This window comes from Polaromonas sp. P1_F2, assembly GCF_056405735.1.
Genome location: NZ_JBFUBN010000012.1, coordinates 56,242 through 79,106, shown reverse-complemented (window position 1 = coordinate 79,106; position 22,865 = coordinate 56,242). Strand labels below are relative to the sequence as shown.

The following is a 22,865-nucleotide window of genomic DNA, read 5'->3' as shown; positions in this document are numbered from 1 at the left end:
ATCAGATCACCTTCGCTTCGTTTTTGAGCTTCTCGATCAGAGAGACGATATTGCCCACTCGAACCCCTGGGTTCCGCTTCGGCGGTTCCGAAATCATCAACGTCTTAAGCCGTGGCGTCATGTCGACCCCCAAGTCGGCCGCTTTAAGAATTTCTAGCGGTTTCTTCTTGGCTTTCATGATGTTCGGCAAGGTTACGTACCGTGGTTCATTCAAGCGCAAGTCGGTGGTTATCACCCCAGGGAGCGCGATACTCAGCGTTTCAACGCCGCCGTCGACTTCGCGTGAAACCTTCGCCCTTCCGTCTACGACCTCAATTCTTGAAGCGAATGTCGCCTGGGGCAAGCCGGCCAACGCAGCAAGCATCTGACCTGTTTGGTTGCAGTCGTCATCAATAGCTTGTTTGCCAAGGATTGCGAGACCCGGCTGCTCTTTATCGAAGACGACTTTGAGCAACTTGGCGACAGCCAAAGGCTGCAACTCCATGTCCGTCTCAATAAGAATGGCACGATCCGCGCCAATCGCCATAGCGGTTCGCAAGACCTCCTGGCACTGCGCTACTCCGCAAGAGACCGCGATGACTTCGGCGGCAACGCCGCTTTCCCTGAGTCTTACCGCTTCCTCAACGGCGATTTCGTCAAAGGGGTTCATACTCATTTTGAGGGCGGCGAGATCTATACCGGTGCCGTCTCCCTTTACGCGCACCTTCACATTGGAATCGACTACCCGCTTAACGGGCACAAGAATTTTCACAGGTACTTCTCCAGGTTATCTAAATTCGTCGGGCAATGGCACCCCGTGTTGGCGACAAGCGCCAAGTACTGTATTGCGTAATAAACAAGCAATCGTCATGGGACCAACACCGCCAGGCACTGGAGTGATCGCCTGCGCCACCTCGCATGCTTCCGCGAAAGCGACGTCACCAACCAAGCGGTGGCCGCCATCAGGATTGAGGACCCGGTTTATACCGACATCAATCACGCAGCAACCTGGCTTCAGCCATGCGCCCCGTACCATTTCCGGCCTTCCAACTGCGGCAATAACAATGTCGGCACGCCGCACGATCGCGGGTAAATCATGCGTTCTGGAATGGGCGACCGTAACGGTACAGTTCTCAGCCAGCAGAAGTTGCGCCATCGGCTTGCCTACGATGTTTGAGCGACCGATGACGACCGCTTCAAGGCCAGTCAACGACGGTAGTACGTGCCGAATCAGCAGTAGGGAACCGTAGGGCGTGCAAGGAACGAAACCATCGTCCCCATTAGCCACTCTGCCTACGTTTACGGGATGAAACCCGTCGACGTCCTTGGCTGGTGTGATCGCCTCTATGACGGCAGATGCACGAATCTGTTCCGGAAGCGGCAATTGCACGAGGATGCCATGCACTGCCTGATCCGCATTCAAACGTCCGATTAGTGCCAGCAGTTCGTCTTCGGAGGTTGAAGCGTCCAGCCGGTGTTCTACCGACGACATTCCAACCTCAACGGTTTGCTTGGCCTTGTTCCTTACATAGATCTGGCTAGCGGGATCATCGCCAACAAGCACGACAGCCAGTCCAGGAATAATCCCATGCTCATATTTCAGCCGCGCAACGGCATCGGCCACAGTCACGCGTAACTTCGCTGCGGCCGCTTTCCCATCGATAGTTTTCGCTTTCAAACGAGCCTCACGCGAAGACGACGGTCTTGTTCCCGTCGATAAAAACACGATCCTCTAGGTGCAAGCGGACCGCCCGGGCCAGCACCACTGCCTCTATATCGCGCCCTAGCGCTTGAATTTCGGAAGGGGAAAACCTGTGGTCGATGCGTCGCACGTCTTGCTCGATAATCGGCCCCTCGTCTAGATCACCTGTCACGTAGTGTGCTGTGGCCCCGACCAATTTGACCCCGCGCTGATGCGCCTGCGTATACGGTGAGCCGCCTTTAAAACTAGGGAGAAATGAGTGATGGATATTGATGCAACGGCTTGCAAACTCGCGGGAGAGTTCGTCACTCAGGATCTGCATGTATCGAGCAAGCACTACCAAATCCACGCGAAGATCAAAAACCAGGCGCCGGAGCTCGGCCTCAGCGGCAGGCTTGGTCTGCGGCGTCACGGGTACATGGTAGTAGGGTAAGTTATACCGGGCCGCCACCGAAGCCATAGCATCGTGGTTAGAAACGATGCCGACCACTTCCATCGCAAGTTCTTTGCTTTCCCATCGATACAATAGATCGCGCAGGCAATGGTCAAACTTGGAAACCATTAGGAGCACACGTTGCGGCTTAGTTCCGCTGCGCACCTTCCAATCCATCGAATGGGATTTAGCCTTTGTACTGAATTCAGTATCAAGCACTTTATCAATCGGTGCAGCCCCTTCAGGCGTTGAAAATACGCATCGCATGAAGAAACGTCGAGCCTCCTCGTCGTCATACTGTGCAAGCTCGTTGATATAGCAGCCTTTTTCGGCCAGGTGGCTGGTTATCATGGCCACGAGACCTTTGTCCGCAGGGCAAATAACTCGCAGCGTGTATGTGTTTGCGTTTCTGGTTGAGTAGGTCATGTCGATCTGCCTAGAGCAAGGTTGGTAAGTACGCGCGTATACAAGTGATTGCTAGAGGACGATGCGTTCGCGCAGAAAGTGGCCAGGACGTGAAACACCTAGATCGCGCGCCGCCTGGGCGCCCGCATACACAGCGGCTGCCACGGTGCCGGGTGCAAGCGCATCACCGAGGAGTTCGACCGACAAGATACCTGCGCCGCGCCACTCAGACTCCCTCAGCGAAAGTTCAGTCATCAGGCCGTCGGTTGGTTGACGGAGCGTCACCGGAATGAACGTCCCTGAATCAACGCAGCGCTCGACGCCATCAACGGCAAGCACTACCCTGCCCGGCTCTACGCTCAATATCTTTGTCTTGGTCAAGCAACATATGCCGGCCTCTCTCAGGCGTTGTTCCAGACGCCGCAGCTCAAGCGTGTAGTAAGACCACTGCGACACATCTGCGAGCGGGGTTACAAGCGTCACCTCAAGACCTTGAGCACGCAGCATCTCAGCGATCGCATGACCAACATAGTGGTGGTCATCATCGTAGACAACGACAGGACCGGCGATCGGGTTGCCTGCAAGCACGCGCTCGACAACCTGTTCGGGAGTCAAGGTCCATCCGGCGGGCTGTTTATCCAACCCGACGATCCCATAAGGCGTTCCAGGCCCGACGCCGTCGTTTCTCCAGCGCGATCCGGTAGCCAGGAACACATGTTCTGCGCCGAACTCTATGATCGCGTTGACGTCTAATGGTGACTGTCGGAACATTCGGACGTTAGCCATACGGTCTATGTGGTGCATGCGATAGCCGCGTACGCGATCAAGGCTTCCCGCTCCGGGAAGGCAACTCTCCCAAATCAACCGTCCACCCGGTTTTGCACTTGCCTCTACGAGAGACACTTCAAGTCCACGACGAGCTAGAGTGAGCGCGGCTTCCAACCCCGCGGGGCCAGCACCAACTACCAATGCGGATGCTCTGGTGTTAAATAGCGGTATATTTTCGGGGTGCCAGGATTTTCGCCACTCTTCGCCGATCGTCGCATTCTGTGTGCAGCGAATTGGAACACCGTACATTTCAGTCGACACGCAGACGTTGCATCCGATGCATTCCCGAATTTCGTCAACGCGTCCTGAAGCAATCTTTTCCGGCAGGAAGGGATCTGCGATCGAGGGCCTCGCACAACCAATAAAGTCAAGTACCCCTCGGCGCAGCTGCGAAACCATGGCGTCAGCCGAAGTGAAACGGCCGACACCGACTACTGGCTTAGTCGTCAACTTCTTGACAAAGTCAACATAAGGCTCCTGCCAGCCTTCGTCATCGAATCGGGCTGTTGACGAGTCAAAAGGCCATGGGCTGACATTGACGTCCCACAGATCAGGTAGCTCGCCAAGGGCTTCAATTACGGAACGTCCTTCTTCCTGCATGCTGATGCCGCCGGAGAAGTCGTGCACCGCAAAACGTACCGCGACAGCGGCGCGACCGCTGACTTCCTCTTTCGTGTCTTCGATCAACTCGCGCAAAAGCCGCATCCGATTTTCAACTGAACCGCCGTATTCGTCGGTGCGCGTATTGTGCTTTCGGGAAAGAAAATGCAGCGGCAGTGCGCGATCGTGCGCGGCATAGATGTACACGATGTCGTACCCGGCGGTCAGGGCTCTTGCAACGGCCGCTCGATGGGAAGCCCTAAAGGCCACGATGTCCTGAATAGTCATCGCGCGAGACTGCACCGGCACATAGGCCGACGTGCATTTGGCACTCGTCGGCCCCAGAGGGGGTACTCGGCTGTACAGATTGCGGGCTCCGAGACCTAAGTGCGCGAGTTCAATGGCCGCAAGCGCACCATGGGCGTGGATGGCATCAATAGCGAGCTTATGGCAGGCGATATCGTCCGCATCCCAAAGTCTGTCGTTCTGGTGCCCCATCATGTCGGACGTGGCATCAATTTCACATACGCCCGTACAGATTACTGCCCAACCTCCTTCAGCCTTCATGGCGCGCAGCGATGCCGTTGCGTGAGGCTGCGCGAACCCCATTCCAGCGCTGTGCGCCGCCGCGAAGAAACGATTTTTCGCTGTTACGGGTCCGATCTTCATCGGCTCGAAGAGCAGTCGATAACGATCGTCGATCTTGTATTTCATCATGTTGGCTTCAGCCTCGCATCCGCTCGCCCTTGGGGTCATAGAATCCGGAGAACTGGATATCGATCGAGTGCCTCGCGCCAGCCACCTCCACCTCGAACCCTCCGGCCTTGAGCCAATCTGCGGTCACACCCTCGGCTCGCTTTATCGAACCCATGCCGTATGACCCGCCTAGACGAAAGCCCCAGGCGCCTGACGTGATATAGCCAACAAGCTCCTGCCCCCGCCAAATAGGCTCGTTGCGGTAAAGGTAGGGCCCATCATCCAGGGAGGCGCTCTTGACGCGAACATTCACCAATCGGGTGGGTAATGGACCGGCGTCGCGCTGCTTTTCCAGCGCTTGTCGTCCTATAAATTCGCCAGGCTTGTCGAATGCGACGGCAAACCGCAGACCCGCCTCCAGTGGTGTGTCGTCTTCGCCGATGTCATGACTGAAATGCACAAAGCCCTTCTCCAGGCGACAATGGCCCATCGCCAGGAATCCACCCAGGCGCATGCCTCGGGCCGTTCCCTCCCGAACCAGTTCCTCGAAGACATGCCGCGCCAAGTCGGTCGTTGGATAGAACTCATAACCGAGTTCACCGACGAAGCTGCGGCGGAGCACCCAGCAACGACCGAGGCCCACATCAAGAAATCTGGCATGTCCGAATGGCAGCGCCGCGTCACTAACATCCTCGTCGGTCAACGCCTGCAGAATGGCTCTGGACTGCGGGCCGCTGAGGGAGAACATTGCATACCCAGCCGTCACGTCATTCACCTGAACACGCCAAGAAGGATCGAAATGCGACTCAAGCCAAGCCCGGTCACGGACCTGACTGGGATGCCCGGTCACAATCAGGAACTCGCTCTCTCCAGTTCGCGTGATCGTGAGATCGGCCTCGATACCAGCGCGCGCGTTGAGCCAATGCGTGTAGACCGACTGACCGATCGGCACTTCGACACGGTTAGCTGACACATACTCCAGTGACTTCAGCGAATCCGGCCCTTTGACAATCAGTTTTCCGTAGCAACTCTGATCGATCAGCAGCGCCGCATCTCGCGCTGCGAGGCATTCACGTTCCACGTTCGGAAACCAGGCCTGACGTTTCAGGCTGGGATCCGCAGGCAAGGTTGCGCCAGGGGTATCAAAATAGAGCGGAAACTCCCAGCCGATGCGCTCTCCCATCACCGCGCCCTCGGCCAGCAACCGGTCATGAAGCGGAAAGTGCCGCACGCCGCGCGCCGTATGAACATGGTGCCCCGGCCAGTGCAGCGTCATATGCATGCCAATCGACTCGACCACTCGCTCGCGGACATAGCGGGTGTTGGCCTGGAACGGCAGTGCGCGCTGCGCATGAAGAGCGCCCATGCTGACAGACGGCAAACCGTCCACCAGCCAGTCGGCCATGACCTTTCCGGCACCTCCCGATGAGAGAATACCGTTGGAGTTAAAGCCGGCCGCTACATACAAGCCGCTCACATCGGCGGCTGGACCCATGTATGCGCGACCGTCCGGAGTGAAGCTCTCCGGCCCACAGAAGAACAACTGAATTCCCGTATTTTGCAGAACAGGCACGCGGTCAAATGCCAACGACAGTTGGGACTCCATGTGCTCCATGTTCGGAGGCAAGTCCTCGAATGAGAAATTTGGAGGTATATGCGCGCCCGCCGGCGGCCAAGCATTGCCTTGTGCCTCAAAGAATCCAACCAGAAGTTTTCCAGCGTCCTCCTTGTAGTAAGCTCGCTCGTCCGCGACCGTAAGCACCGGAGTGGTGCGAGCCAGCCCAGGTAGACTTTCCGTGACAATGTAGTAGTGCTCAGCCGCGTGCAACGGTACCGGCACCCCCATTTTTTTCGCAAATCCATGAGCCCACATGCCTCCGGCAAGTAGCACGCGTTCGCACGCGATATCACCATGCGCAGTGCGTACCCCAATAACCTTGCCGTGCTTCACCAGGACATCTAATACCGGCGTGTTCTCAAAAGCTTGCGCTCCGCCTTGCTTAGCGCCCTTGATGAGCGCCGTGGTCACGTCCAAAGGGTTAACCTGTCCATTAGAGGGAACAAACTGCCCCCCAAGGACATCGTCGACGCGCAGGAGAGGCCACCGCTCGTGGATTTGCTCTGGCGTCAAATACTGGCACGGTACTCCCATTCGCTGTGCTGAGGACACGTTGCGCTTAATCAGTTCAAGCCGTGCCTGCGTCAACGCCACAGTCATGGAACCGTTTTCTTTGTAGCCAGTGGCTTGCCCGGTTTCCGCTTCGAGGGACTGGAACAGACGCGTGGTGTACTGCGCCAATTCTGTTTGCGCTTTAGAGTCGCGCAACTGCCCAACGATGCCCGCAGCGTGCCAAGTCGTCCCACTGGCAAATTGATCGCGCTCGAGCAGGACGGCGTCAGTACACCCCGCTTTTGTGAGGTGATACAGCGCCGATGCGCCAATGATGCCGCCGCCGATGACGACGACCCGTGCTTGGGCGGGTAAGTTATGGTTCATAGGTGTCTATCGAAGCGGCTGCACGCCTCATGCCTCCAAAGTAGCGCGGTCGCGTCGAAAATAGGTATGCGCCCGGCCGGTGATCAGGGCCATCGCCGCAGCGTGCCCCGAATACACGGCCGACTGCAAGGTCCCGGGGGCCAAGCCGTCACCGATGACATGAACACGTGATGCGTCTAGGCCCTGCTTGATCAATTCACTTTGCAGGTCAGCTCCCGGCTGGCGCGAGCAAACTAGCATCAATGCGTCACACGGTATCGGGATCGCACTGCGGCCAGGCCCAACAAGGGTATGCACAACACCGGCTTCGACACGAGCAATTTTTGCCTGCGTGTGAAACTCGACACCTAGCTCATGCAGTCGAACGACGATTCGATCGCGTTCTAGCTTCTGGTCGGTCCATGCGGACAACTCGGCGAGTGGCGTCGCGAAAATAACCTGATGGCCGAGGCGGACAAAATGTTCTGCGACGACGCTGCCCATGTAGTCGTGATCGTCGTCATACACCAGCACGCGCAAGGGCACATTTACTTTGCTTCTGAGGTCATCCGGTGTAAGTAGGACGATGCTGTCCAACCCCTCGATTGGGGTTAAATGTGTGGATCCAACGCCATCCCGTCGCCACACGGCTCCCGTCGCAAGTATGACTCTCTGCGCTCCAAACTCGACAATTTCCGATGCACTGAGGTGGTTTCCGGGATAGAGGTCAACGTTGGGCATCTGTTTGAGCAGATGTGTTCGATAGTCGATGAGACGGCGCCATGTGGCCAAGCCGGGCAGCTTGCTTTCTGTCAATACTCTTCCACCAAATTCCTCCCGTGCGTCACACAGACTTACGTGATGCCCGGCTCGCGCAGCGGTTAGCGCATACTCGAGGCCAGCGGGACCACCGCCGACGACAAGGATTGATTCCGACTTCACGGCAGCGGGCACGTTTTCTGGGTGCCAATCACGCCGCCACTCCTCATTGATGGTCGGATTTTGGGTGCATCGGATCGCTACTCCGTAAGATTCAGTCGCCACACATTGATTGCAGCCAATGCACTCACGAATCTCGTCCAATTGCCCCGTTTCAATCTTGCGCGGCAAGTATGGATCTGCAATTGACGGTCGTGCCGCCCCGATTAGATCGAAGACTCCTTTTCGAATCAACGAAACCATTCGATCCGGTGTGGTGTAGCGACCGACGCCGACCACAGGTTTGCTGGTCATCGACTTGACAAAACCGGTGTATTGCTCCTGAAAACCCTCCTCGCTGAGCCGTGCTGAGGAAGAGTCATAGGTCCAGCCAGATACATTCACGTCCCACAAGTCCGGGATCTCGGCCAGCATGCCGACCACGTCGCGCCCTTCGCCGTCGCTTGTAATGGCGTACTGAGAAACGAACTCGTGAACGCCAAACCGGAATGCGACAGCGCAGCGATCACCTACAGCATCCTTCGTGTCATCGAGTACTTCGCGAATGAGACGGACGCGGTTTTCAAGTGAGCCACCGTATTCGTCAGATCGCTGATTGGTTCTCCGTGACAAAAAGTTGGTCAATAAGGATATGTCATGCGCGGCGTATACATAAACGATGTCGTAGCCGGCCTTTCTCGCCCGGAGAGCGGCATCCCGGTGCGCCAGGCGGAACTTGCGAATGTCATCACGTGTCATTGCCTGCGCATAGAACGGCAACTCCCTCCGAAGGCTCGGCTGCACACTCGGGCCAATGATGGGTAACCCTGTCTGCAGGTTGCGCGCTCGAATACCGGCATGGCCTAGTTCGATCGCGGCTAGCGCCCCATGGGCATGAACGCGTTCCGTCAATTTGTGATGATACGGAAGATCCTGCTCGTCCCAGATCCGCTCGGTCGGATGACTTCCGAGGTCCGTGTCAGGACCAATTTCAGTAATCTGGGTCGACACAACACCCCAACCACCTGCAGCTTTTGTCTCGCGAAAAGCGATGGCCCCATTCGGTGCCAGATGACTCAAGCCACAGGCATGCGGTACCACATAGAACCGGTTCTTTGTGCGTACTGGGCCGATTTGCAAAGGCTCAAACAGCAGGTCGTAACGAGGATCTCTCACGTGCTCACCTAACTGCGGTCAATGACGATGCCGCACCGTCCGATACGAGGCCTTCGGCGATCCACCTATCGAAGACCCGAAGCGCCTCGTCAACGAAGGCGTCGTCGTTGATATGCAAATCGAGGTCATACAACTCCACGGGAGGCCTGATATGGCGCCGAAACTCCTCAACATAAGAGGCATGTCCTTCAGGATCATGAAAAGGTTGCCCGGGTCGATCCCACGCATGAATCCCTCTCTGCGGCAAAAGAAAGGCAGTGGGCCCGGTTGCACGTGATAGCTTGCTCGCGATTTCTCGCGCGATTGCTCGTCGTTCGTCCAACGTTGTATTGATCGATCCGATGAGGCGGTTGTGGGCATGGTAGGGCCGGTCGGCATACTTCTCTGGCAGCGGGCACCAGCTCTGAACATCTATCATGTCGCTGGCACCTGGCGCCACGAGCTGAGGGATACCGAGCCGGCCAGCGGTCTCGAGCCTCGATGGACCGGCACTTACGACTGAACCATGCAATTGGTTGCCCACCTCGTCGAGTGCAAAGTCGAACACGGCGACGAACTCACCCTGCTCAATCAGCGCTTCCATCGCACGTCCGCCCATACCCGTGCAATGGAAGACGACAGCCTCGTAGCCGCGCCGTTGTAGCTCCGGCGTTAACCGCACCATATAACTCAAGCACGACTTGCCGAGTGAGCCAATTGCCACGCGCGGCCGACGTGTTTGCATTCGAACAACAGTACTGCAAGCTCCCAAGACGGCGCCCGCCGCCTGGCTAAGTATGGAGCGACAGATTGAGTTCAACCCGTACAGCCCACCCGCCCAAAGGATCATCATCAAATCAGGCGCGAGCCGATCCGGGGGAATCAGGTGGGAATATGCAACCGTGGTTACGATGAACTTTGGCATCCCCACCGGAAGGGCGGCGGTAACGTCGAGCGCAAGGTCGGTGCCCATCGTGCCGCCTAGCGCCAGGACACCATGCAGTTCGCCGTTTCGGTAACGCTGAAGAGCGAGTTTCACCGCGCCTTCAGCCATCTTCGTCATGGCTAAATTCTCATTTCCAAGTGCTGCTACGGCTTCAAGCGTCAAGCCCGCAGCTTCGGCCACTTGGCGATTGCTGATCTCTGGGGTAAAAGTCGGGGCGCCCAGAACTCCTACATCCATGATTGACGCTCGGGCGCCCTCGGCTTCGATACACTGCTTCATGAATAGCAGCTCATCCGCCTTCGTGTCAGCAGTGCCAACGATCAAAATCTGTAATCCGGTCTTCATACCAGCCTCCACGGCGTTATCAACTGCGATCATTCAGCGGTCCAACCCATACAGGCTCGAAAAGGCCGCGTTTCATGACGAGCTTGACCCACAGCGCGCCAACTAGCGAAAATATCCCCAACACTATGACCGTGTAGCGCACGATACTCATGGTGAGCTCCGGTGCAGGTGAACTCTCGCTTACGACAAACAGCATGCCTGCAATTGCTACCAAAGGCAGGACTGGAAAGAGCGGCGCACGAAACGGCCTAGGCGCTGATGGATGACGTATACGTAAGACCATCACGGAAATTTGCGCGACTACATATGCCAGAATCCATGCCACTGAAGCCGCGATTGTTAGAGGCAATATTGCGCTTGGATCTCCTCGGGACCATGCCAACCCGAGTAGGGGCAAGCATGCGACAAAAATAATCGCAGCCACAGGCGTCCCAAAACGCGAATGCAACGGCTTAAAGATCGGGAAAACCTGCCCATTTTCCGCCATACCTTGCAGCATGCGCGGAACTGCAGCCAGCACCGAGTTGAGAAGGCTTGCGGATGCGAGCAGAGCAAGGATGGCGACGCCTACTTTCGCTGACGGTCCGAAGACGACAAGTGCATAGTCGAGATGCGGTGTCGGAGAGGACGACAATGTCTCTCGGGGAACTACTGCACCGGCACCAATTGCGAAAAGCAGCTGGACGACGAAGATAACAATTAGCGATCCAATCATCGCGCGCGGCAGGTCCCGTGTCGCATCCTTCGCATCCGCGACGAGCGGAGTGACGAACTCAGATCCGACGAACACCCAAAATGCCAACGCGACGACCCCCAGAACCATGGTGTTCTGCCCCAGTTGCGGCCAGCCAGTACTAGGGACCGGCGCAGCGGCGTGCCCTGTCACCGCTATCAGGCCGGTGACAAGCAGGAATGCGCACACCGCAAAGCTCAGCGTAGTTTGGACCTTAGCAAACACGTCGGCGCCCAAGATACTCAGTACTGCAAAAAACGCCACTAGCATGACAGGCCAGAAGAGAGTTGGGACTTGCAACGGAATTGCTTGGCGCAAAATTTCATTCAGAAGTATCAACTCGACCGGTAGACCGAAGATGGCGGGCGCAACATAACCAGCGAATACAAGCAAAATTGCCGGGAAGTTGCCCAAAGCCGCTTCGGTATAGCTCGACAGACTGCGGGCGGTTGGCATCATCAGAGCCATCTCCGCGTACGCCATTGCGTTAGTCAACGCAATAACAAACGCAATGACGAGGGCTATAACAAAGCCCCAACCGGCGATACCAATTCCCTGCATCAGAGTGACCATTCCCACTTGAGCGACGATAACGCCGATGGAAGCTGCGAACAGGGCGCTGACGCCGAGTCGGCCTCGGCGAGTTGAAATTTGTGAAGACATATTGGTGGTATTTTTAGAAGGCGATCAGCCCTCGACGGCAGCAAATGCGCCTTCGAGCGCATCGCAAAGCAGATCGACCTGATGACGTTCGATCGTCAGCGCTGGCGACAAAATGATGTTTGCACCTGAGGTCCGCACCATGGCGCCGCGCCGGTAAGCTTCCTTTGCCACGGCCGCCACTTCTTTAGAACCGCGGCCAAATGGCGCTTTCGACGCTTTGTTCTCCACCATTTCTAGGCACGCCATCAACCCAATTCCACGGACGTCCCCGATCAAACGCGAGCGCTTCCCAAGGGCCTGCAAGCGCGTCATCAGATAGTCCCCTTGACTCTTGACATTTGCGAGCACGTCTTCGCGCGCGAGGATGTCCAGAGTCGCCAAGGCAGCCGCGGCAGCGACAGGATGCGCACTGTAGGTGTAGCCATGAGATACGGAAGCAAGTGCCGAATCACTGTTGGCAAAGGTGTCGACCACCTTTCCGGAGAGGGCCGTCGCGCCAAGGGGGACATAGCCCGAGGAGATGCCTTTGGCCAGGCACCACATGTCAGCTTGTACGCCCCACAACCGCGTGCCGAACATTTGGCCAGTTCGACCGAAGCCCGTCACCACCTCGTCAGCAATCAGAAGCACGCCGTACTTGTCGCAGATCTTACGAATCATCGGCCAGTAATTTGCAGGCGGGACGATTACACCTCCGGCCCCCTGCACCGGTTCGGCGATAAAAGCAGCCACCGTGTCGGGACCTTGGAAGATCAATTCGCGTTCAAGTTGGTCGGCGCAAATCTCGGCCAAGCGCACCGGATCTTCCGTAAAAGGGTTGCGGTAGATCCAAGGAGTATCGATGTGGAAACAGCCAGGAAGCAGCGGCTCATAAGCGCGACGGAAGTTGGTGTTGCCATTGACACTCATGCCACCAAAATGCACTCCATGGTAGCCCTGCTTCAGGGATATGAACTTGACGCGATCCGCCTGTCCCCGGATCTTCCAGTATTGGCGCGCCAGCTTAAGCGCACCCTCCACGGCATCGGAGCCTCCATTGCTGAAGAACACGGCCGATACACCGTCCGGTCGCATCAAGTCCACCAAACGCTCTGACAGCTCAATAGCCCTGGGATGCGTGGTACCACGGAAGATGTTGTAAAACGGCAGCTCGTCTAGTTGTTGGACGATGGCATCGCGAATTTCAGTCCGACCGAAACCCAGATTAGCGCTCCAAAGCCCACCCACACCGTCAACAAGCTTGTGGCCGTCTACGTCCCATATCCAGCTACCATCGCCGCGCTGGATGATATCGGGAGGCGATTCCAGCATTGCCTTCGGGTGTGCCATAGGGTGCCAGAGACTACGGGCATTGGCTTGTTTCAGTTGGTCGTTAGTCATGCGAGTCATAGCGCAAAGTTCCTAGTACGGTAGTTGCATGCGGGCGGAAATCGCCGCGAGGTTTCCGGGAATGTCGCGCAGGTCAAAATACTGGGTTTGCAACCCACCCCTCACCGCACCGGCAATATTGCGAAACTGGTCGTCAACGAAAAGCACATCCCTCGGCTGGAGCCCCATCCCCTCAACCGCTTGCGCGTAGGCCCGCGGGTCAGGCTTCAAGATCCCGGTGTGAGAAGCATCCACGATGACGGACATGTCCTGGAGCAAATCCATTCCAGACAAAAAATCCTTCCCATAAAAGAGTTCCAATTCGTTCGACAGTATCCCAATCCGTATGCCGCCCGCCTTCGCGGCGTGAACCATGCGGCGCACCTCCGGCCGGACTACATCGTTAGGGTCAATCTGCCGGATGCGGTTCAACATCGTGAGAACTTCCCACCCGGGTTCACCGACTAATTGGCCCAACTCCTCAGCACGACGTGCCCAGTAGTCTCGCTCGCTAATCTCGTCGCGCTGCATCGATTCCCAAAGTGGGTCGGTCGACGGGTCAATTGGACCTAGCCAGGAGAGGCTGTTGGGCGGCAAACCGAGGATCTGCTCTGTTTCTCGATGCCGCTCGAACACCGATACGCTGATAACGGCACCAAAGTCCAAAAGCAGACCGCGTGGCCGGCTGTTGGACGCAAGCCGCGGCGCGCTGGTCGTCTCGGTCAATGACGCGCCGCCTTCATAGAGAACAGTGGTGGCGCTCATGCTGCAACGCTCACGAACTTGACTTCCGTATAGCTCAGAAGGCCTTCGAGCCCGCTCTCGGAGCCCATACCGCTGTCTTTGATACCACCGAATGGGGTCTCGGGCTGGGAGACGCCAAAATGATTGATGCCGATCATCCCAGCCTGCAAATTGGCGCTCAATTTATGAGCTATGGCCAGATTCTTCGTGAATCCGTAGGCGGCCAATCCAAACGGCAATGAATTGGCACGTGCAATGGCTTCGTCGAGTTCGTCAAATGAATCTAGAAGTGCGATTGGACCAAATGGTTCCTGCTGCTGGACACGGCAGTGAGCTGGAGCGTCTTCAAACACCGTCGCCTCAAAAAAGAACCCGCTTCGGTCAACCCGATTGCCGCCTAGCAACAAATTTGCGCCGTTTGCCAAGGCATCGGCGACCAGCGCAGACATCTCGTCAACACGGCGCTCTGCGATCAATGGCCCGAGTTGCACCCCTTCCTCAAGTCCATTACCCACTTTAAGAGCTCGCGCACCTTCGATGAAGGCCTCCCGGAAGGCGGGGTAGATTGACCTATGGACAAGGAAGCGAATGGGTGAAGCACAGACTTGGCCAGCACCACGGAACTTGGCCGCCACCGCCAATCGCGCCGTGGCGACGGGGTCGGCATCGGCACAAACAATGACCGGGGCGTGACCGCCCAATTCCGCAGTGTAGCGTTTGAGATGACGGGCAGCTTTCTCACCCAACATGCGCCCAACCGCCGTGGACCCGGTGAACGAAACCTTGGCGATTTCCGGGCTTGAAATGAGAAAATCTGAAATCTCTGCCGGGCGTCCGAGGACCATGTTAAGGACGCCGGGCGGAAGTCCCGCATCGACAAATGCGCGGACCAGCTCCATGCACGAGGCCGGCGTCTCCTCGTCGGGTTTGATAACCACGCTGCAACCTGCAGCTAACGCGCCACCCAACTTCCTAGACGGCAGGTTGATCGGAAAATTCCATGGCGTGAATGCAGCAACCGGCCCGACGGGCACGCGCGTTACCGTCTGACTAATCACATTTGAGAGTCGCGGCGGCACACCCCGACTCGCAAGACGCCGAGCCTCTTCCGCTAGGAAGTCGATGATGTCCGCGGAAAGCATGATCTCACGCAGCGACTCGGCAACAGGTTTTCCCTGCTCTTGAGTCAAGATACGGGCTATCTGCGGCGCGCGATCTCGCAACAGAACCGTTGCTTTACCGATAATCCTGTGTCGATCCAGTGGAGTGGTGGCCGACCAGATAGCAAAGCCCCGCTTCGCGGCACTGACAGCTTCACGCAGTTCATTTTCCCCCGCCACCGGGAAATGGCCGAGAATGTTCCCGTCCACTGGGTTGACAATTGGTAACGCGCCGGATGACGTTTTGTCGATCCATCGCCCGTCAATGAAAAGGTGCACTTCCGGATAGCTCATATTGCAATGATCGTCTTAATTTGTTTCGTTGTCAACGTTTTATATATTTGCCGATCGTGACAACCTATTGAAGGTCAAGGTTGGATGACACCCCGTTTCGAGAAGAGCTGCCACGCACCGCTCTCGGTGAGAATTAACGAGGTCAGCGCCACACGGTCTTCGCGCTGAGTTGCCTTGAAGGTGGCCCCCCGATCCGTACTATGGATGACCGCCCCATCCAACCCAACGGCAGTTATGCTGTCACCCTTTACGGCGATATCCGTCAATGAACTCTTTGCGCCACTAGACACCGACTGCCAAGTACTGCCGTAGTCGGTGCTGCGATAGAGGCTGCCTCGCAATCCAGCTACATATACTTCACCTGTAGTAGCCACCGCTCCAGTCCAAAACGAACCTTTGTAGCCTGTTTCGTGATATGTCCAGGAGATGCCGCCGTCCTTTGATCTCAGTACGGTTCCGCGTTCTGCAGCCACATACAAAGTTCCTTGTCGATCGCCGAACACACGAAATAGATTGCGGTCAGTTCTGCCGCCGCCCGGAGGTGCTGGCAACTGAACGGATTTCCATGTCGAGCCGCCATCGGACGTAACCAACACAAGCGACCATAGCCCAACTGCTATTCCGCGTTTGTCGTCTGTGAAATTTACAGAGAACAGCGGTTGATCCCTTACGCCGTCAAAGCGTTGCAAGCTCCAATGCTCTCCGCCGTCATTCGTCGTCAGAATGACTCCGTTATGCCCGACGGCCCATCCCGACTTGGCATTAGCAAAGACAACGGCATTAAGTGCAGAGCGAACAGGCACCTGCTGCGCTTGACGCCAGGATCGCCCATCGTCATCGGACAGCAACACCATTCCCCGAGCTCCGACCGCCACAAGCCTGTCGCCGGCTCTTGCTGAACCCATGATGGGCGTCGACCCGGGGGCCACACTCTTCGGTGCGGGCATCTTTCGCAGCGCTGCAGCATTTGGCACGGACTCCTGCGCTATGGTCGCGGTTGTTGTCGCCGCCATCGATAGCGCAATTGCAATGTATAGGAGTTTCATCACATGTTCCTATTAATGGCCGAGCATTCCAGGCGCTCGCACTGCAGCACGGCGCGGAAACAACCGCTCGAGCCACACCGCCAATGCCGGTAGTGTCGTCATCGCCATGACCAGATTTACGATGAACATGAATGCCAGTAGCTTTCCCATGTCGGCCTGGAACTTGAGCTCAGAGAAAGACCAGGTGGCGACGCCCACAGCGAGCGTGATTGCGGTGAAGATAGTTGCCATACCGACTTCGAGAATGGAGTTCTCCAGCGCCTTGATGATGTCTTCGCCCGCTGCTAGATGCAATTGCAGTCGGTTGTAGATGTAGAACGCATAGTCCACCCCAATTCCGACTGCTAGGACCATGACGGGTAGCGTGGCGACAGTCAAACCGATCTGCAACTCCTTCATGAACCAGTAGCCGATGAAGGTACCGACAGTCAACGGCAGGCAGCACGCTATCACGGCGCGCAGATCTCGATATACCAACAGCACCAGGATGACAATCGCGGCGTAGACATAGCCCATCATTGGCAATTCACTGTGCTCCACCGCCTCGTTTGTAGCTGCGAGAACTCCCGCGTTACCTGACGCAAGCCGGATCGTTACGCCCTCAAGTTTTTCACTTTCGCGAAATCGCTTGACTGCATCGATTACGCCGTTGATCGTTCCCGCCCTATGGTCGGTAAGGAACATGTGAACGGCTGTCATGCTGCAGTCCTTCCGCATGTAACCCCGAATGCGACTGATCTCTACCGCGAGCCCAGCGTAGTTGGCGGGGTCCGCCGGCACGACCGCCATCTTTGGGTTGCCTTCGTTGTACCCTTCGTTATAGACGCGGATGAGGTCGGCGAACGAGGCGACCGACAGTACTCCGGGTACGTGAGTCATCGTTTCGCTGAAGCGGTCCTGATAATCGGCAATTCCGATGTTTTCGCATGACTGCGCGGGGGCCTCGAACATGACGGTAATCCAGTCCAGCCCCGTGTCGTAATTGTTCGCTATCGAGACCGCATCCCGATTGAACCGAGACTCGGAACGCAACTCCGGAGCGCCTGGCAGTAAGGAACCTACAACGCGATCACGACTTTGCCATACTGCCGCGCCGAACAAAAGTGCGGTAAGACCGAGTACCACCAGCGCGTTGCGAGGCGCCGCTACTCGGGCCAGCAACTTCAGCGCGCGTGAGCGCCCCTCGCGTCGTACGGTCGCGCGGCGGGCATACTCTGGACTGAAATTGAACAGCGACGCTGCCAGTGGCAGCATGACCAGATTCGTCACGATTTTGAACGCAATGCCAATCGAGGCCGTAATCGCCAATTCGCGCACCATGGGGATTGGCACAAGGAGCAGCGTAATAAACGAGACGAATGCAGTGACTAGGGCCAGCGTGCCCGGAATAAGCAGACCGCTGAAGCTGGCCCGCGAAGCTTCTTCAGTGTTCTTGCCATGAGATATCTCACGAACAATGTAATTTATCTGTTGCACCCCGTGAGACACACCGATCGCGAATACCAAGAACGGGACAAGCACGGCCAGTGGGTCTAGCCCGAAGCCCAGTAAGTGGAGCGTGCCAAATTGCCAAACCAGCGAGGCGAGCGAACAGACCACGGGCAGGAGGGTCAGAGTAACCGAGTGGCAGTACCAGTAGACCGCCAAGGCCGTCAGAATGAGTGCGATGAGGCAGTACAGAAGCACTCCACGCGCTCCATCGGCAATATCACCTATCTGCTTGGCGAAGCCAATGATTTGGATTTCGAATTGGTCGTCTTCAAACTTGGCGCGCAACTCCTCCAAAACTTTGTTGTAGGCAACATAGTCCAGCGGCTTGCCATCAGTACCCACCTCGTTCAATTCAGCGATCACCATTGCACTGGTCTGATCGCGAGCGACTAAGGTACCGACATACCCCCCTTGACTTGTTGCCCTTGCAATTTTCTCGATCACGTCAGCATCGAGCGATACAGGAACGATGCTGCCGTCGATGATTGGGTCGGCACGGAAGCCTTCCTCGGTGATTTCATTGACAAAGGAGTTGGGCGTCCAAAGCGACTGCACTCCAAGTCGCTCGACGTTAGGAAGAAAGGTGACAGCTTGGGTAACCTCGTAAAGCCTTGTCAGTCCTTCGGGTGTCCAGATCGTGCCTTTCTTTGACTTCACGACGAAATTCAGGCGGTTGGCGCCGAGAACGTCATTCCGGTATTCCGTAAATGCCTTGACATACTCGTGCCCAGTAGGCATTTGCTTCTCGAAGCCCGCCTCCATACGAAGCTTCAATGCGGACCACCCCAAAGCAAGTGTGATTAGTATCAATATAACTAGGATCGGCTTGCGCGCCTGAAAGAGAAATTTCTCAGTATGGTGAATGGCGCGCATCAATATGTCGGCCTTACTCGCGGAGTCGGTCATATGTTTCCAGTCTCAAGCCACAATCGAGTGCGGTAACCCCGTGTGCGCCGTAACGGCGCACACAGCTGTAGCGTCAGAAGTTGCGGGATAGCGCCACGCCGACGAAGTCACGGTCACGGTACGGCTGGTCGAAGACCGACGAGCCGCCGCTGAACCTGGCGTAGTTGACGGTGACTTGCCACTTGGCTGGGTTTTGAATGAAAGTCACGTAAAGGTTCGTCGACTTTGCCCCCTTCATGAACAGAGCCGAGGCATTAGGGGTTCTTCCCGACAGCGCCCGGAAATGATAAATGCCGGGTATCACCTGCCAACCTGGAATTACCGAGCCGTCATAGACCACACTGAAATCGAAGTTAATGCCTGCAGAGGTCTTGGTGCCCATAGGTACTGGCGTTCCGGTAGGATCGGTTTCCTGACCCCAGCCCCAACCTCCAGCAGATATCGGGTCGCCACCATACGTGGGTTTCAGGCCTGGATATCGAATCACGACACCTTCGGCCAATAACGTCGCAGTATCCGCGCCGATCGCCTTAAGGAACCCGCCGCCGGTGCCACCAGGCGTCATGCTGAGGAGGCCCGTCACATGCAATTGAAAGCGCTTTTCATCCACCCAGCAGTTTCCATTTTGCGAAGTACATCCGCTGTTGACGTTCAGAGCAACCGCATCCTTCGGTCTATATGACAATTCCGTGCCAATGGCCCAGTCACCCAATGGAAAATTCGCGCTGACGCCGAACAATTTACGATCCTCTGGATAATCCCAGCCGATTGCACCGCTATTTTTAACATTCAAACTGAACTGCGGCGCCTTGTCGTGATAATTCATCGCATACACGCCGAGGTTAAGTTGTGTACCTGGAGGCTGGTAGCGAAGTGATGCCCCCCACTGCCCGCCATTTCGAGCTTTTGCTTCGGTCAGTCCGTAGGCCGCGTGCCCCTTGCCAAGTCCGTTTACCACGGACCAGTAACTTCCCGTCGGCGGAAAGTAGCTGGCGTTCCAGTTCGTTTGCACATATGCCTCGACGTTGAACCCCTCCCCCAAGCCTGACGCCACGCTAATCATTGGCGCCGGCAGGGCTACCTCCTTTAACTGAGTGCCTGGTTGGGAGAGGCGCATGATATCGAGTGCATTGGTGCTGTTGATGCCGCCCGGCAAAAACAGACTCTCACCCCAGTTAATAACCTGATTTCCCACTCGAACCCGGCCTTGCTGCTCACCCGCCCGAAAACCCTTGCTGATCCAAAAATCCAGTATGCGGGCTTTAAATCTGAGATCGCTACGAGCGTCATCCGCCAGATTTCCATTCAGACCGGGGGGGGTTGCTGCGCTAGTGATGCCGGTAGTCCGAGTGGCTGCAAAGTCGCGTACCCAATTCGCCCGACCGAAGAACGTAACGTCTGAAGGCATCTTCAGCAGAAGCTCGTGACTGCCTTTTAACTGCGATGTAAACGGATCCCCTTTCCCGTAGTTCAGATTGCCTTGATCACCCAGGCCCGACGTAGGTGCAAGGCATCCGGCGGGCGCGCCAGAACCGGTTGCACCTTGCAGAACCAGCCCGCAGGTCGGAGATCCCGTCCGCACGCCGACGCCTAGCGTGATGGTGGAGTCAAAGTTTCCTGAGACATCCTCAGTCTCAAAGGTGAAGGCGTGAGCTGCGGAGGTGACAGTTATTCCCGCAGCAATGGCTACGAGACGCAACGACATGTCGATTGGTTTTTTCATGATCGTAGTTTTCTTTCGAATTCGAGCCGCTCAGCGATCGCTGATAGATCGCAGGTTGTCTGACGTATAGAAGCTGGACTTGTAGCGTGGACCATTGGCAGCGTCCACGACCCACTTCATATCCTTACCTGCGCCGAGCGGCGAAAGATCGAACACCAATCGACCTTCGGTAACGTTGTACTGAGCGAAGGCCGACACATCACACGTTCCGGTTTCGTATACCGGAATCGAATAGCCTTCGCGCACCTTAAACACTTTGCCTTGACTGTCGTAGTCATCGGCGAGGACTGCATTCCAACTGTCCTCGTCGAGGAAGAAAGTCCTTTTCGAAGCAATGTGGCGGGTGCCCGGCTTGACCGTTGCTTCGACAACCCACACGCGATGCAGCTCGTATCGCCTGCTTGACACGATAAGCGCGTCAGGCTTGAGGACATCGTCTAATTTGGCGCCAAAGTCGTAGGCTCCGAACGAGTTATAAGGCACGTATATCTCCTTCTTGCCGACCAGCTTCCAGTCAAAGCGGTCGAGTGTTCCCTGGAATACATACGGCTCGTCTAGCGTGTACTGATTCTCGAACCCCACTTGCGGCGAGTCATAGGAGTAGCTAGGCATCCGACGCACTCGCCGTTGTCCTGGAAAGTAGTAGAAGGTCTCGGAGCTTGGCTGATCCATAAAAATCGTGATGGCTAGCGCGCCACCAGCCAAGGCGGTGGGTGCGCGATAGGCAAAGTACACGTTCTGCTCAACTGGAGGCAATGAGGACAGTTGACGGGATCCCTTGCCCCCCCATGGAAAGAACACGGTCTGTTCGGACTCGGCCTTGATCCACTCTGTGCTGCCCTTCCGCGGCGATACAGCCGTCGTGAGTTGCGGATAGTCAATGGCTACGCCGCGGTATCGCATTTTCATGTTCCACATGGCCTCCGTTCCTGATTTCGGCTGCGCAAACGGAAACCCCGGGACGACTGCCTCCTTCAGGCTCCAACCGTCAGAACCGAGCTTTGCAACCCCGGCGTTCTTTTTGGTGTTGTCCGCTACGAAGTCCGGAATGCCGCAAGTGCGGCGCGACGGATATACATTCATTTTGAAGCCAGGAACCTGCTTGATGGTCGCCACCTGACCGGGAGAGAGCTTATCGGCGTACTTGTCGACGTTGCTCGCATCAATGGTAAAGAGGGGCTTGTCATCCTTGTACTTAAAGGCCTCCTGCCGACTCTTGCCATAAGCCCATCCGCTCGCTGGTGGCGCCGCCTCCCAGGCCGGGATCGTGGCATCTTTGTTGCCACCACGCTCCGCGCCGGATGGAGTAAGGGAAGCGTCTTGGGAAAATGTGGTAGCCGAGAGGCTGGCAAGCGCCACCATCAATACTGCTCGGGTCTTTTTCATCTATGGTCACTCCTATGAGCTGGTTGTTTTGCACCGACCGGTTGTCAGCGGCCCTTTAAGTACGCTCCGGGCTTACTGCGCCGTCTTCACTCGTGAGTCGATAGACCCTGAGCTGGCGCAAGTGTTGGCCAATGTCGTTTCGTTGTCAACAAGTTTAAACCCTATTAGGGTTGTTGACGACAAAACGGATGGCACAATGGACCCTTATCGATTGCGTCACTTGTAGCCCCCCATCCGACAACCGCCTGGCGCCGGCGCGCTGGAGCTAAAAGGAAACTGAATGACACCAAACAAAATGGCGGCCAATGCCCCAAAGGCCAAAAAACGTACGACTGAACCGCCACTTGGCAAGAAGGCGGACGAAATCAAATCGCGGAGATTCACCGTTAAGCGACGCACCTTGGGCCCGATCGGTTCACTCGAGGACTTCATTCCATATAAGCTGGCGGTCGTCGCCAACAGGGTGTCTCAGTCAGTCGGCCATCTGTTCGAGTCAAAATACAATCTGCAGATTCCTGAGTGGCGCATTCTGATGGCGCTATATGCCTACGGGGAACTGGTATTCAATGAGGTAGTAGATCGCACGAGCATGGACAAGGCGCGCGTTTCACGGGCTCAGCGGCGCTTGGTCGACCTGGAAATGATCAAAACGTCAAGCGATCCAACTGATGGGAGGCGCCTTTTCCTCGCATTAACCCCTACCGGAGTCAAGCGTTGCGCAGAAATCCTTCCTGAAGCAGCAGAGCGCGAGGCATGGTTCCTGTCGGCGCTCAATGACGAAGAGCATCAACAACTCGATGTCATTCTTGATAAGCTGATGGCACGCAGTCTTGAACTGAAATGATGCAGTCGGCCAGCGCAGTGATCT

At 56.5% G+C, this 22,865-nt stretch carries 16 protein-coding genes; 1 reads left to right on the top strand and 15 read right to left on the bottom strand.

Annotated elements, in window-relative coordinates; genetic code table 11:
- Position 1: 1 nt before the first annotated feature.
- The 15 genes from AC1D0O_RS20605 to AC1D0O_RS20535 form a co-directional block, all read right to left on the bottom strand.
- On the bottom strand, positions 2-751 hold the full coding sequence (locus AC1D0O_RS20605) for an electron transfer flavoprotein subunit beta/FixA family protein (RefSeq protein ID WP_477655354.1): 750 nt from the start codon (positions 749-751) through the stop codon (positions 2-4).
- Between the two features lie 15 nt (positions 752-766).
- Positions 767-1,657, bottom strand: a complete 891-nt coding sequence (gene folD, locus AC1D0O_RS20600) for a bifunctional methylenetetrahydrofolate dehydrogenase/methenyltetrahydrofolate cyclohydrolase FolD (protein WP_477655353.1) — start codon at positions 1,655-1,657, stop codon at positions 767-769.
- A gap of 7 nt (positions 1,658-1,664) precedes the next feature.
- Positions 1,665-2,540, bottom strand: a complete 876-nt coding sequence (gene purU / locus AC1D0O_RS20595; RefSeq protein WP_477655352.1) for a formyltetrahydrofolate deformylase — start codon at positions 2,538-2,540, stop codon at positions 1,665-1,667.
- A 51-nt stretch (positions 2,541-2,591) separates the two neighbouring features.
- On the bottom strand, positions 2,592-4,664 hold the full coding sequence (locus tag AC1D0O_RS20590) for an oxidoreductase (protein WP_477655351.1): 2,073 nt from the start codon (positions 4,662-4,664) through the stop codon (positions 2,592-2,594).
- Between the two features lie 7 nt (positions 4,665-4,671).
- Positions 4,672-7,140 (bottom strand): FAD-dependent oxidoreductase, encoded by a 2,469-nt coding sequence (locus tag AC1D0O_RS20585; protein ID WP_477655350.1) that lies wholly within the window; start codon positions 7,138-7,140, stop codon positions 4,672-4,674.
- A gap of 27 nt (positions 7,141-7,167) precedes the next feature.
- Entirely contained in the window at positions 7,168-9,213 is a 2,046-nt protein-coding gene (locus AC1D0O_RS20580) for an oxidoreductase (protein ID WP_477655349.1), read from the bottom strand.
- A 4-nt stretch (positions 9,214-9,217) separates the two neighbouring features.
- Positions 9,218-10,516: a Tm-1-like ATP-binding domain-containing protein gene (locus AC1D0O_RS20575; RefSeq protein WP_477655348.1), complete on the bottom strand. Its 1,299-nt coding sequence runs from the start codon at positions 10,514-10,516 to the stop codon at positions 9,218-9,220.
- A complete protein-coding gene (locus tag AC1D0O_RS20570) occupies positions 10,503-11,879 on the bottom strand; it encodes an APC family permease (RefSeq protein WP_477655347.1) in 1,377 nt (458 codons plus the stop codon). Before AC1D0O_RS20570 ends, AC1D0O_RS20575 begins: the two co-directional genes overlap by 14 nt.
- Before the next feature lie 24 nt (positions 11,880-11,903).
- Complete coding sequence (locus AC1D0O_RS20565) at positions 11,904-13,259, bottom strand: aminotransferase class III-fold pyridoxal phosphate-dependent enzyme (protein ID WP_477655346.1); 1,356 nt, start codon at positions 13,257-13,259, stop codon at positions 11,904-11,906.
- Between the two features lie 21 nt (positions 13,260-13,280).
- Entirely contained in the window at positions 13,281-14,012 is a 732-nt protein-coding gene (locus tag AC1D0O_RS20560; RefSeq protein WP_477655345.1) for an HAD-IA family hydrolase, read from the bottom strand.
- The gene (locus AC1D0O_RS20555) at positions 14,009-15,445 is read right to left on the bottom strand and encodes an NAD-dependent succinate-semialdehyde dehydrogenase (RefSeq protein ID WP_477655344.1); all 1,437 of its coding nucleotides are present in this window, start codon (positions 15,443-15,445) and stop codon (positions 14,009-14,011) included. The genes AC1D0O_RS20560 and AC1D0O_RS20555 overlap by 4 nt, the downstream gene beginning before the upstream one ends.
- 74 nt (positions 15,446-15,519) lie before the next feature.
- Positions 15,520-16,491: a WD40/YVTN/BNR-like repeat-containing protein gene (locus AC1D0O_RS20550; RefSeq protein ID WP_477655343.1), complete on the bottom strand. Its 972-nt coding sequence runs from the start codon at positions 16,489-16,491 to the stop codon at positions 15,520-15,522.
- A gap of 12 nt (positions 16,492-16,503) precedes the next feature.
- Positions 16,504-18,888, bottom strand: a complete 2,385-nt coding sequence (locus AC1D0O_RS20545) for an efflux RND transporter permease subunit (RefSeq protein ID WP_477655342.1) — start codon at positions 18,886-18,888, stop codon at positions 16,504-16,506.
- 73 nt (positions 18,889-18,961) lie between these two features.
- Positions 18,962-20,611, bottom strand: coding sequence for a DUF1302 domain-containing protein (locus AC1D0O_RS20540; RefSeq protein ID WP_477655341.1), 1,650 nt, complete (start codon positions 20,609-20,611; stop codon positions 18,962-18,964).
- A 30-nt stretch (positions 20,612-20,641) separates the two neighbouring features.
- Positions 20,642-21,997 carry a DUF1329 domain-containing protein gene (locus tag AC1D0O_RS20535; RefSeq protein ID WP_477655340.1) on the bottom strand — a complete coding sequence of 452 codons (1,356 nt, stop codon included), beginning with the start codon at positions 21,995-21,997 and terminating at the stop codon, positions 20,642-20,644.
- A 280-nt stretch (positions 21,998-22,277) separates the two neighbouring features.
- Between AC1D0O_RS20535 and AC1D0O_RS20530 the strand changes: the two genes are divergently transcribed.
- On the top strand, positions 22,278-22,841 hold the full coding sequence (locus AC1D0O_RS20530; RefSeq protein WP_477655339.1) for a MarR family winged helix-turn-helix transcriptional regulator: 564 nt from the start codon (positions 22,278-22,280) through the stop codon (positions 22,839-22,841).
- Positions 22,842-22,865: the final 24 nt, after the last annotated feature.